The 12,427-nt window shown below is 66.8% G+C and carries 11 protein-coding genes; 2 read left to right on the top strand and 9 right to left on the bottom strand.

Going from position 1 to position 12,427, the window contains the following annotated elements; genetic code table 11:
* Positions 1–24: 24 nt before the first annotated feature.
* The 3 genes from ACSC1R_RS04500 to hemL form a co-directional block, all read right to left on the bottom strand.
* Positions 25–1,407 carry an MFS transporter gene (locus ACSC1R_RS04500; protein ID WP_439027880.1) on the bottom strand — a complete coding sequence of 461 codons (1,383 nt, stop codon included), beginning with the start codon at positions 1,405–1,407 and terminating at the stop codon, positions 25–27.
* A 423-nt stretch (positions 1,408–1,830) separates the two neighbouring features.
* On the bottom strand, positions 1,831–2,472 hold the full coding sequence (locus ACSC1R_RS04495; RefSeq protein WP_439027879.1) for a class I SAM-dependent methyltransferase: 642 nt from the start codon (positions 2,470–2,472) through the stop codon (positions 1,831–1,833).
* Positions 2,473–2,521: 49 nt separating this feature from the next.
* Entirely contained in the window at positions 2,522–3,862 is a 1,341-nt protein-coding gene (hemL, locus tag ACSC1R_RS04490) for a glutamate-1-semialdehyde 2,1-aminomutase (protein WP_439027878.1), read from the bottom strand.
* A gap of 153 nt (positions 3,863–4,015) precedes the next feature.
* Between hemL and ACSC1R_RS04485 the strand changes: the two genes are divergently transcribed.
* Positions 4,016–4,918 carry a DMT family transporter gene (locus ACSC1R_RS04485; RefSeq protein WP_439027877.1) on the top strand — a complete coding sequence of 301 codons (903 nt, stop codon included), beginning with the start codon at positions 4,016–4,018 and terminating at the stop codon, positions 4,916–4,918.
* Here the strand turns inward: ACSC1R_RS04485 and ACSC1R_RS04480 are convergent.
* From ACSC1R_RS04480 to hemB, 6 genes are all read right to left on the bottom strand, one after another.
* Positions 4,872–5,522 (bottom strand): phosphoribosyltransferase, encoded by a 651-nt coding sequence (locus ACSC1R_RS04480; RefSeq protein ID WP_439027876.1) that lies wholly within the window; start codon positions 5,520–5,522, stop codon positions 4,872–4,874. The genes ACSC1R_RS04485 and ACSC1R_RS04480 overlap by 47 nt on opposite strands.
* Before the next feature lie 78 nt (positions 5,523–5,600).
* Complete coding sequence (locus ACSC1R_RS04475) at positions 5,601–6,179, bottom strand: TetR/AcrR family transcriptional regulator (protein WP_439027875.1); 579 nt, start codon at positions 6,177–6,179, stop codon at positions 5,601–5,603.
* Positions 6,180–6,315: 136 nt separating this feature from the next.
* Positions 6,316–7,992, bottom strand: a complete 1,677-nt coding sequence (locus ACSC1R_RS04470; protein WP_439027874.1) for an ammonium transporter — start codon at positions 7,990–7,992, stop codon at positions 6,316–6,318.
* A 387-nt stretch (positions 7,993–8,379) separates the two neighbouring features.
* Complete coding sequence (locus ACSC1R_RS04465; RefSeq protein WP_261648965.1) at positions 8,380–8,742, bottom strand: P-II family nitrogen regulator; 363 nt, start codon at positions 8,740–8,742, stop codon at positions 8,380–8,382.
* A complete protein-coding gene (locus ACSC1R_RS04460) occupies positions 8,735–10,159 on the bottom strand; it encodes an ammonium transporter (RefSeq protein WP_439027873.1) in 1,425 nt (474 codons plus the stop codon). Before ACSC1R_RS04460 ends, ACSC1R_RS04465 begins: the two co-directional genes overlap by 8 nt.
* Positions 10,160–10,619: 460 nt before the next feature.
* Positions 10,620–11,600, bottom strand: coding sequence for a porphobilinogen synthase (hemB, locus tag ACSC1R_RS04455; RefSeq protein WP_439027872.1), 981 nt, complete (start codon positions 11,598–11,600; stop codon positions 10,620–10,622).
* A gap of 92 nt (positions 11,601–11,692) precedes the next feature.
* Here hemB and ACSC1R_RS04450 point away from each other — a divergent pair, with 92 nt between their 5' ends.
* Positions 11,693–12,391 (top strand): DedA family protein, encoded by a 699-nt coding sequence (locus tag ACSC1R_RS04450; protein ID WP_439027871.1) that lies wholly within the window; start codon positions 11,693–11,695, stop codon positions 12,389–12,391.
* Positions 12,392–12,427 lie beyond the last annotated feature (36 nt).

Genomic DNA, 12,427 nt, shown 5'->3' with positions numbered 1-12,427 from the left:
GTTTGGGTGACGGGACGGGCCCTGTCAGTCCCCGTCGCGCTCTGTGGACGCCGTCACGTCGAACGCGGACGGGTCGGCGTCTGCGACCGCCGGGAGGCGGCGGAGCCGGGGGCGCACGAGAACGTACAGTCCCGTGAACCCGAAGCCGAACGCTGTCAGTCCCATGGTCGTCGTCGTTCCCAGCACCTCCGCGACGATGCCGCCGCCCAGCGCGCCGAGGGGCAGTGTGGCCCCCGAGGCCGTCCCCTTGATAGAAGAGACGCGGCCGAGGAGGTCAGACGGGAAGACGGTCTGGTTGAGCGTCGCCGTGAGCACGCCGCTGGCCCCGGCGGGCACCCACGCGAGGCCGAACAGGACGAGAGTGAGTTCGGGCGACGGCGCGACCACTGCCGCGAGCCAGCAGACAGCGCCAAGCGAGTGCCCGACGAGCAACAGCCGGCCGTACGGGACGCCTTCGAGGCGGGGCGCGACGAGCGACCCGACGAGCCGGCCGATGCCGAGTGCGCCGAGCAACAGGCCGTAGAGGGCCGGCCCGCCCAGCGCAGCGCCGAACGCCGGGAGGATGGCGAGCGTGACCCCAACTGCGAGGTTGGCGACCGCGGTCGTGAGCACCAGCTCGACGAAGACGGTCCCGCGGAGCACGTCGATGCCGTCCCGCAGGTCGTCGACGTAGGCCTCGAGCACCGACTCGGTCCGCTCGTCGGTCTCTCCGTCGGTTCTCTCGTCTGCTCCACCGTCGGTGGCGGCGCTGGCGTCGCTGGTTCCGTCCGGAGCCATCGTCTCGCTGTCCGTTCCGGTGGTCCCCGAGACGGCGATGCCAGCGAACAGCAGGCCGGCGATGGCGAACGTGACCGAATCGAACAGGAACAGCGCCGTCGCGCCGAAGAGGGCGATGAACGCGCCGCCGAGCGCGTCGAACACCATGTCCAGTCCGAGCGTGACGGTCGCGAGCGCGGAGTTCGCCTGCGAGAGTCGCGAGTCGTCCACGATGCGGGGGACGAGCGCGGCCTGCATCGGGGCCATCAAGAGCGTCGCCAGCGTCAGCAGCGGGACGACCGCGAGCAGGACGCCGACGTGGAGATGGCCCATCGCGGCTGCGACTGGGAGCGCGAGGACGACGACGCCCTGGAGGACCTGCGAGCCCACGAGCACGGGTTTGAGTGGCAGGCGGTCCACGAGTGGCCCGGCGAGAATCTGCAAGAGCCACGGGAGCAACAGCATCGCGTTCGCGATGCCCGTGAGGACGGTCGACCCGCTGAGGTCGTAGACGAGCCACATGACTGCGACGGTGTAGAGGCTGTCGCCGGCGTTGGTGACGAACTGCCCGGCGAAAAAGCGCCGGAAGTCGCGGTTCCGCCACAGCGACGGCTCCTCGGTGGGGGCGTCGGGTGGGTTTGTCGTGGTCATCGACGACCACCGCCGGCGGCTGTCGGTGTTGCTTCGGGCGGTCCGGGTGACCGCGAACGATTCGACTGGTGGTGGGTGGGCGATACGTGGTCTGCGAGCGATACGTGGTCGGGTGAGTCCCGGCGCTGCGCCGGTGGCTCGGTGGATATTAGCATCGTGTGTGGTCGATAGCTGGATTGCGGCTACGCGAGGTAGCGAAGCGAGAGCGAGTGCTGCAGCTATCGGACCCGCCGCGCGGCGATGCGCGGCCGTGGATCGTACACCGGACGACACGTCTGCCGGTGAGTCATAGGACGCTTCGTCCGAAGTGGCGACTGGGGAGCATAAAGGGATGGTGGTCGTGTGTCACGGCCGGACACAGACGGGTGTCGAGACCAGATGCAGACGGCTGCCGAGGCTGTCGTCAGGGGGTCGAGGCTGTCGTCAGGGGGCAGTCCGCGCGACGACCGCGTAGAATGGGTCACCACCCAGCCCGGGCAGTACGGACTGCCGCGACTCCCGAACCGTCTCGAGATCGTCGAATCCGGCCGCCTCACAGTATCGAACCACGAGGCCCAGTCGCTCGTCCATCGACCGTTCGCGCCACGCCCGGATGGCCTTCTGCCAGAACGTTCGATTGGAGAAGGAGACGACGAGGACGCCGCCGGGGCGCAGTACTCGCGCGAACTCGCGGAAGACGGCCGTCGGGTACTGGAGGTACTGCACCGAGACGGTACACAGCACCGCGTCGAAAGTGTTGTCCTCGAAGGGAAGTTTCTGGTTCTGGTTCAGGTCCTGGACCACGTACTCGTCGAGTCGCGGGTTCTCCGCGAGTTCGGCCTCGTTCAGGCCGTGGCCGACGACGCGTGCGAGGTCGCGGTCGTCGGGGAGGTGGGACACCCAGCTCGACATGGCGTCCAGCACCACGTCTCCGTCTTCGAGGTGTTCGGAATAGCACTCCGTGAGCCGGTCCCTGAACCCGTCGTCGACGTGGTGGACGAAGCGCGGCTGCTCGTAGAACGCGTCGTCGGGGCTCGAATCGAGCTTTGCGCGCTCGGCCTCGGAGAGGACCGGGTCGTCTGGCATCGGGCGGGTGTAGGGAGCGGAGGGAGAAAGAAGGCGTGTTCGGGGTGTTCTACAGTGCTTCCTTGTACGCGTCCAGCGTCTCCTCCACGTCCTCTTCGGTGTGGCCGTAGCTCACGAACTGGGACTCGAACTGGTTCTGGCTGAGGAAGACGCCCTGTTCTTTCATCTTGGGCCAGAACAGCCGCCGCCAACGGTCGGTCTCGGCCGAGGCCACGTCGCCGCCGTTTTTCGGGCAGTAGTCGTAGCGTGGGCAGCCGGGGCGCTGCTGGCAGCCGGCCTCGCACTGGCCCTCGAGGTCCGCCGGTCCCTCGCGGGTGAAGATGACCTTGAACATCGAGTCGGTCCCGACGACGGTGTACTCGGGGGCGTAGTCGGCACAGAGTTCGGTGAGGCCGCGCCGTAACTTCTCGCCCAGCGAGTTCACGTGGTCGTACACGTCGTTCTCGGCGGCGAATTTGAGCGTTTCGAGCCCGGCCGCCATCGTCACGGGGTGGCCCGAGAAGGTACCGGCCTGGAACACGTCGCCCGAGGGCGTGAAGTTCCGGATGATTTCGGACTTGCCGCCGATGGCCCCGACCGGGAAGCCGCCACCGATTATCTTCCCGAACGTGGTGATGTCGGGGTCGATGTCGAACTTGCCCTGGGCGCACTGGAGGCCGCCGACGCGGAAGCCGGTGATGACCTCGTCGAAGATGAGCAGGGAGCCGTGGTCGTCGCAGAGGTCGGCCAGAGTCTCGTGGTACTCGTCGGTCGGCGAGACGATGCCGTAGTTCGCGAGGATAGGTTCGACGAGCACGCCCGCGATGTCGTCGCCGTGCTTCTCGAAGACGCGGTGGGCGGCCTCGTGGTCGTTGAACGGCACCGCGATAGTGTGCTCGGCGAACGAGTCCGGGATGCCGGGACTGGAGGGATGGAGTTCGCCACCCTCGCCCTCCACGAGGGTCGAATCGTTCGCGCCGTGGTAGCTGCCCTGCATCACGACGATCTTGTCGCGGCCGGTGTAGGCGCGGGCGAGACGGACCGCGGAGACGGTCGCCTCGGTGCCGGAGTTGACGAAGCGAATCATCTCGACGCTGGGGACGTGCCGGGTGACGAACTCGGCGTGTTCGACCTCTATCTCGGCGGGTGCGCCGAACATCGGGCCGTTGCTCGCGTGCTTCTGGACCGCCGACTGCACTGGCTGTGGAAGGTCGTGGCCGAGCAGGAGCGGGCCCAGACCCATCACCCAGTCGATGTACCGATTGCCGTCTGCGTCGATGACGTGGCCGCCGTCGCCGCGTTCGACGAAGAAGGGGTACGGTTCGATGGCGGCACGGACGGCAGAGTTGACGCCACCGGGCATGACAGAGAGCGCCCGGTCGTACAGGTTCCGCGAGTTCTCCTCGTGCATGGGGTGGCGTTCGGAGTCGGTCCTAAAAGGGTTGACTCACTGTCGCGCCGGTCCCAGGGCATGAGAACTGGAGAGGATGACAGCCGTGGCCAGAACCATGTTGAGCGTTGCCACCACACAAGTGCTATTTCGGGGCCTCTCGTCGGTCGAATCGTGACGCGTCACGAGAACCTGTTCGGTTTCGTCGCGCTCGCTGCACTGTGGGGCGCGTCGTATCCAGCGATTCGCGCCGCGAAAGCCGGCGTCGAGCCGCTGCTCATGGCCGCGCTCCGGTTCGACGCCATCGGTATCGTCGTCCTCGCGTACGCGCTCGGTCGCGGCCAGCGCATCTGGCCGAGCACGCGGGACGCCCGGAGTATCCTGGTGGGTGGTGTCGGCATCGTCGCCGTCCACAACGGGCTGTTGTTCGTCGGTCAGGCTCGGGTCTCGGGCGCGGTCGGCGCGGTCGTGCTCGCGACCGTCCCCATCTGGAGCGTCGGGTTCGCAGCCGCGTTCCTCGACACCGCCCGCCCGACACCGTCCAGAATCGCCGGCGTCTGTCTCGGCCTCGTCGGCACCACCATCCTCGCCGTTCCCGGCCCGACGGCGGTCGACGCCCCGGACCCGCTCGGGGTCGCGCTCCTCCTCGCGTCCGCGGTCGCGTTCGCACTCGCCGCCGTGGGTCTCCGGCGCGAGAGTCCCGCCCTCGGTGTCGCCGCTCGCCAGGGCTGGATGATGCTCGTCGGCGGCCCGCTCTTGCACGTCGGGAGCCTCCTCGCCGGCGAAGCACAGACTGTCGCCGTCACCCCCCGCGTCGCGGTCGCGTTCGGCTACCTCGTTCTCGCGGCGGGTGCCGTCGGCTATCTCCTGTACTTCGCGCTGCTCGACCGGCTCGGCCCCGTGGAGATAAACCTCGTCGGGTACGTCGCCCCGGTGTTCGCCGCGCTCGTCGGGTGGGCCCTGCTGGACGAGGCGGTCTCGGCGGGAACCGTGACCGGGTTCCTCGTCATCTGTGCGGGCTTCGCCCTGGTCAAGCGCCGGGCGCTCCGCGGCGCTCTCCGTGAAGCATCGTCATAGCTTCGTCGTCCGAGACCTGCTCGAAGTGGTCGTAGAACTGGCCGACCGCGGTGAAGTGCGGTGGCGACGCGACCACCACGACGTCGTCTGCGATCCGCCGAATCTGCTCGATGGTGTTCGGTGGTCCGACGGGGACGGCGACGGTCACCGACGCGGCGTCGGCGTTCTGTAACGACTCGACGCAGGCGAACATGGTCGCGCCGGTCGCCACGCCGTCGTCCACCACCATGACTCGTTTCCCGGCCACGGTCTCGGGACCATCGAGACGGTAGTGGTCCGCCTTCTCTCGGGCCAACTGGGCCACGCGCTCGCGCTCTTCGTCGATGTACGATTCGGACACGCCGAGGCGGCCGATGAGCGGTTCGTTGCGCCACATGCTGCCGTCGGCGGCGACCGCGCCGATGGCGAGTTCTGCGTTCCCGGGTGCACCGAGTTTCTTCGCAGCGACGATGTCGAGTGGCACCCCCAGTTCGTCGGCGACGATGCGCCCGATCGGCACGCCCCCACGCGGGACGGCGACGACGAGGTCGATTTCGTCCTCGAGGTCGCAGTCGTCGATGACCTCGACGAGCCGCTCGCCCGCGTCTCTCCTGTTGCTGAACATCTGTGTGAACAAATACCACACGTAGCTACAAGCGTCTTCTCTCTCCCGTTTCCGTACTGACAGGCCGCGAGAAGCTTCCTACGCGGTCCGGAGGTCACAGAGCACGAAGTGGTCGAGGGCGTCGCGGAGACGGGTCGAGTCGTTCCCGAGCGCCTCCTGCCGGAGGGCCGCCTCGTGGACCGAGAAGATGGCCGAGGCGGCGAGGTTGGGGTCGACCGGTGCGAACGTCCCGTCGTCGACGCCGCGTTCGATGGTCTCGACCAGCGCGTCGTACATCACCGACTGCAGGCTGTCGAGGCTCGCCCGGATGCGCTCGTCGCGCAGCGCGTGGACGTACAGTTCGAGGTAGGGCTCGAGCAGGCCGTCGGCGTCGAGCGCGTCGAGGCCGACGAGCGTCTCCAGCAGGACTCGCAGGCGCAGGTGTGGCTGCTCGGGTGCGACCATGACGAACTCCGTGAACCGGTCGCTCTCGTACTCCAGGAACGAGGCCACCAGATGGGTGGTGTCGTCGTAGTAGTGGTCGAGTGTACTCCGGTCGTGTTCACACCCCGCTGCGACCGACTCGAACGAGAGTTCGTGGTACCCCTCCTCGGCCAGCGCCTCGCGTGTGGCCTCCATGATGGCACTCTCGACGATTGGTTTCGGCCCCCCTGCCATTGTCTCGGTAGGAGAAGCGCGGCATATCATAAAAAACGCACTGGCCGAATAGCAGGTTTCTAGCCCGTCTCTGGCCGTAAGAGCAAAGTAGGGGTGGTTCGGCGGCGTCCGGACCGTGAGTCCCGGCGGGTAGGCTTCAGACCGCGTCCGGGCCGCGGTTGCCGGTGCGGACCTGGTAGGCGTCGTCGACCGGCATGACGAAGATTTTCCCGTCACCCTTCTCGCCCGTGTGGGCCGCATCCGCGATGGCGTCGACTACGTCGTCGGCCGGGATGTCGGCGACGACGGTCTCTATTTTCACCTTCTGGTGGAGGTCGACGACGTACTCCTCGCCGCGCCACTGGCCCTTCTTCGCGGGCTGGGAACCGCGGCCGGAGACGTTCGTCACGGTCAGCGACGGCGCGCCGGCGGCCGCGAGTGACTTCTTGACGTCACCGAGTTTGTCCGGGCGGATGTACGCGACGACCATCTTGATGGCGCCCGCGTTGGGGCGGCCGCCGTCTGCGCGGTAGACGTCGAGGCCGCCGTCGGTCACGACGTCGGGCTGGCCGAACTCGGGGTAGGTGTCGACGCCGTGTTCGCTGACGTCGAGGCCCTCGCGCTCGTGGGACTCGGAGACGCGGGCCTGGCCGAGTGCCTTGGCACCGCCGAAGACGAGGGCCGTCGCGAGGACGGTCCAGCCGACGATGAGCACGACGCCCGCGATCTGGGCGACGAAGCTGGCTTCCGCACCGGGGACCGCGACCAGCGGGAACGCGAGCGCGCCGAGGATACCGGCCGAACCGTGGACCGGGAAGACCGCACACACGTCGTCTATCTTGAGGCGTTTCTCGACGAACTCGAAGACGATGGGGAGCTGTGCCCCGGCCAGGAGGCCGACGGCGATGGCACCGGGCCAGACGATGGCGTCTGCGATGCCCGTGATGCCGACGAGGCCGGCGAGCAGGCCGTTCGCGACGTACAGCGTATCGACCTTCTGGGTCTTGTACAGCGAGATGGCCGCCGCACCGATGGCCCCCGAGGTCATGCCGAGGGTGGTCACGAGTGCGACACGCCCGACGTAATCGAACGCGCCGAGGGCGATGGTGCCGGCATCGGCCTGTTCCTGCGAGAACACCGTCGCGGCGGTGCCGACGTTGAAGCCGTACCAGCCGAACGCGAGGATGAGCGTGCCGAGGACGGCGAACGTCAGGGAGTGCCCCGGGATGACGTTCGTGCTGCCGTCCGAATTGTAGCGGTCGATGCGCGGGCCGATGACCCACGCGGCGGTGAGGCCGGCGACGCCGCCCATGCCGTGGACGATCATGCCGCCCGCGAAGTCGTGGAAGCCGAGCTGGTCGAGGATGCCGCCGCCCCACGTGAACCCGACCACGACGGGGTAGATGACGCCCGCGAGGAGGATGGTGTAGCCGACGTAGGCCCGGAGCTTGGCGCGACCGGCGACCGCGCCGGAGACGATGGTTGCCGCCGTCATGGCGAACACCGCGCCGAACAGCCAGCTGACCCAGCCGGCCGAGCCGCCGTTGATGTAGCTGAACGCCTCACCAACGTTCACCGGGTCGGGGCCAGTCGCGGCACCGACGAGCGTCGAGATACCCGCACCCAGCGCGAAGTACAACATCACGCCGACGCTCCAGGTCAGCATGTTCTTCGTCAGCTGGTTGGCGACGTTCTTCGAGCGCACCTGCCCGGCCTCCAGCATGGCGAAGCCGGCGTGCATGAAGAAGATGAGGAAGGTGACGACGAGCACCCACATGAGGTTGATACCCTCGACGAGGGTGGCGACGTCGGCCTGGAGGGGGGTCAGTACCATACTGCTCCCTCCGACGTCGAGTCGATACTTGCTGGACGTTCGTTCACCGAGTGGCTGTGTTTCGTGAATATCGTCATGCTCACTTCGGTTAAATCCTCACGGTGCTTCATCACATAAAGGTGCGCACTGCAAGTGTCTAATTTTTCTCCCGTAATAATTCGAGTGTCCAAATTATAATCGGATAAGGGTTGTTTAAGGTTGTATTGTTGCCACTGATTGCACAAATGTTGCCACAGAACACTACGTTTGTCGTGTCAGAATGGAGGGATGCACCGGAGCCAGACACCATGTCGCGCGCTGGCCGCGGTGCGTTGCCTGCGAACGTTCAGGGACCGACGTCGGAATCGGAGTGGCACAGGGAGGGCGGCACCTGCTGCCAGTCGCTGCCTAGACTGCTTCCACCCCCTCCTTCCCGGTGCGGACCTGGTAGGCGCCCTCGACGGGAAGGACGAATATCTTGCCGTCGCCCTTCTCACCAGTGTGTGCGGCCTCCGAGATGGCGTCGACGACGTCCTCAGCCGGGATGTCGGCGACGACGCACTCGACTTTGACCTTCTGGTGGAGGTCGACGACGTACTCTTCGCCACGCCACTGACTCTTCTTGGCGGGCTGGGAGCCACGACCGGAGACGTCCGTCACGGTCAGTGACGGCGCGCCCGTCTCGGCCAGTGCCCGCTTGACGTCGGTCAGGCGGTCGGGCCGGATGATAGCGACGACCATCTTGATGTCGGTGTCGACCGCATCAGTCATCGGTCTCACCTCCGGATTCCGCGACGGCGCCACCGTCGGTGCGGACGCCGCCGTCCGTGCTCAGCGTGGCGCGGGCGGAGTCTGGGCCGGTGTCGCCGACGAACTCGGGGTACGTCGAGATGCCGTGTTCGCCAGCGTCGAGGCCGGCGACTTCCTCCTCTTCGGAGACGCGGAGTCCGAACACCGCGTCGAGCGCCTTGAACGTGACCGCGGTCGCCGCGACCGTCCACAGCGCGATGATAGCGACGCCGAGGACCTGCATGACGAGCTGGGTCCCGCCCATGAAGGCGTAGCCGTCACCGAGAATCGCCGTGCCGGAGCTGGACGCACCGAACACGGGGATGAGGACCGTCCCCAGCGCGCCGGCCGCACCGTGGACCGCGAAGACGCCACACACGTCGTCGATCTTCAGCGAGTCGACCGTCCAGCGGTACGCGGGGAGCACGATTGCGCCGCCGAGCGCACCGAGGATGAGGCCACCCCACCAGGTGACGTGCGGGACCGCGCCCGTGACCGCCACGAGGCCGGCCAGCAGGCCGTTCGCCATCCAGAGCGGGTCGGGCTTGCCCTGCCAGAACGTCGAGACGAGCATCGCGGCCACCGCGCCGGCACCCATGCCGAGGGTGGTGACGAGCACGACGCGTCCGAGTGCAGCGCCCATGAAGGTCAGCGAGCCGTCGTCGGCAGCGGCGAGGACCGTCGCCTGCGTGCCGACGTTGAAGCCGTACCAGCCGAACGCGAGGATGAGCGTGCCGAGCACGGCAAGCAGCATCGAGTGGCCCGGGATGGGCTGGCTGTTACCGTCCTCGTCGAAGCGACCCTTGCGCGGGCCGACCATCTTCGCGGCGACGAGGCCCGCGATGCCGCCGACCATGTGGACGACGGTCGCGCCGGCGAAGTCGAGGTAGCCGACGCCGAGTGCGCTCCCGAGGTAACCCGAACCGGCGAGCAGGCCGCCGGACCAGGTCAGGCCCTGGACGACCGGGTAGATGATGCCGGTGATGACTCCGGCGAAGACCACGTACGCACGGAAGTCCATGCGTTCTGCGACTGCCCCGGAGACGATGGTGGCCGCCGTCATGGCGAACACCGCGCCGAACACCCAGTCGATCCACCCGGTCGCGCCGGGTTCACCGATGTAGGAGAACGCGGCCATCACGTCGACCGGACCCGAGGACGTGAGCGCGCCGACGATGCCGGCGACCCCCGCCCCCACGATGAAGTAGACCAGGACCCCCAGGCCCCAGTCGGTCATGTTCTTCATCAGGACGTTACCCACGTTCTTCGCGCGGACCTGCCCCGCCTCCAGCAGCGCGAAGCCCGGCTGCATGAAGAAGATGAGGAACGACACCACGAGAATCCACACGTAGTTGATGCTGTTCGCGATGGCCGCCGCATCCGCCTGCAGAGGCAACATCAGCAGTTCACCCCGTCGAATCCGCTACCGGAACCCAAAATACCCATACGACCGTCCACGTTTTCATCTATTTCGACCATGTTTGTGACTGTTTTCTCCGGTCGATGGCGTAGAGGGATTACTATTTAGTAGTTGGCGTTGACGAATGTCCAAAATTTCGCAACCTAATGGGCGTATGTCCAAACTAAAATCGAATCAAGTCTGTATAAGGTTGTTTAGTGTCCAGAAAGTGGGTGTCTGTCCACGCACTTCCCGGACGGTTGTCCACAATGATGAACCATGTGGGTACGCCGTCCGTCCGTCCCATGAGGTGTGGTCTCTCACCACCGGGTCGCTGCCCTCTTGCGATTACCTGGTCGGCAAATCTTGCACGCACGTGGAAACCGCGCAGGTTGCCGCTACCCGTGTGCGCCTTGCCGCTACTCGCGTGTCCCGTGCCGCTACCTGACGTGTACCGACCCTACAGCTGGTCGGCGACGTCCTCGGCGAAGTACGTCAGGATGAGGTCCGCGCCGGCGCGCTTGATGGAGAGGAGCGACTCGTGGGCGACCTCGTCGAGGTCGAGCCAGCCCTTCTCGGCGGCGGCGTGGAGCATCGCGTACTCGCCGGAGACGTTGTAGGCAGCGACGGGGTGGTCGAACTCACGGCGCACGTCCGCGACGATGTCGAGGTAGGGCAGGGCGGGTTTGACCATCAGCACGTCTGCGCCCTGCTCGACATCCAGTTGGACTTCCCGCATCGCCTCGCGGCGGTTCGCAGGGTCCATCTGGTAGTGCCGCCGGTTGCCGAAGGCGGGCGCGCCGTCGGCCGCGTCCCGGAACGGGCCGTAGAAGGCGGACTCGAACTTCGCCGCGTAGCTCATGATGGGGACGTTCTCGTGGCCGTCCTCGTCCAGCGCCTCGCGGATGGCCTCGACCATCCCGTCCATCATCCCGGAGGGGGCGACCATGTCCGCTCCCGCGCGGGCGTGCGAAACCGCGATGTTCCCGAGCAGGGGGAGCGTCTCGTCGTTGTCGACGGTGAGGTCGGGCTCTGCCTGGGCGTGCTCTTCGAGGACGCCGCAGTGGCCGTGGTCGGTGTACTCACAGAGGCAGACGTCGGTGACGACGTACGCGTCGGTCTGCTCGGTGACGCGGCGAGTCGCCTCCTGCACGACCCCACTCGCGGCCCAGGCGCGGGAGCCGCGCTCGTCTTTCTCCTCGGGGATACCGAACAGCATGACTGCCTCGACGCCCGTCTCCAGTACCTCCTCGACGCGGGCGACTGCGTCGTCGATGGGGACGCGGTCGTGGCCCGGCATCGACTCGATTGGCACCCTGGTATCCGTGGTCGCGTCGACGAAGACGGGAGCGATGAAGTCACTGGGAGAGAGGCTCGTCTCGCTGACGAGCCCACGGATACCGTCCTCGCGCAGGCGACGTGGTCGGTCGGTCAGGTCCATGTCATCGGGTTCGACGGGTCGGCCCAAAGTCCCGTCGCTCGCGATGGCCGATGACGGAAAACCTATCACCCACGGGACGGACCTGTGGAACGATGACGGTCGCCGCTACATTGCCCCTCTCACTCGTCGTGCTCGCGGCACTCGTGCCACTCGGTCTGGCGTCGGTGTTCTCCGACGAAGTCCGTTCCTCGACGCGGCGTCTCGCGCTCGACTACGGCGTGTTCGTGTTGTTCGGCTTCTTCGCGGTCGTCGGCGTCTGGCTGTTCCTGAACCGCGACGCGGCCTTCTTCGAGGTACTGCTCGAACGCTACTGGCTCGCCGCCCTGTTCGCCATCTTCATCCTCGAAGGGGCGATGTTGCTCTACTTCGCCCCCAGCGAGTCGCTGGTCCCGGTCGCCATCGGCCTCGCCGTCGAGACCGACATCGCGCCGAACACGCTCCCGGTGTACGCGCTCATCATCGGCACGTCCGTGGTCGGAGCGACCATCGGCCAGTACCTCCTGTTCCTGCTCGCGAAACGCTGGGGTCGCGAACGCCTGCTCGAACGCCCCTGGTTCCGCATCAGTGACTCACAGCTCGACCGATTCGAGGGCTGGTTCGGCAAGTGGGGACTGTTCGCGGTCCCGGTGAGCAACTCGCTCCTGTTCACGCGCGGGATGCTCACGGTCCCGGCCGGGCTCTCCGAAATGAAAGACAGTCACTTCGTCGCGCTCTCGGCGCTCGGGACGCTCTCGTTCGAAGTCATCCTCGCGCTGTTGACGCTGGGCGTCATCGAACTCGGCTTCTTGTAGTCGGTCACCCCGGGTCGTCGTACCCTGTGTCACGGA

Origin of the sequence: Haloarchaeobius ordinarius, from assembly GCF_051801355.1 — an archaeon.
Lineage (GTDB): Archaea > Halobacteriota > Halobacteria > Halobacteriales > Natrialbaceae > Haloarchaeobius.
Note: the sequence above shows the minus strand (reverse complement) of the source record. Positions and strands in the feature narration are given on the sequence as shown.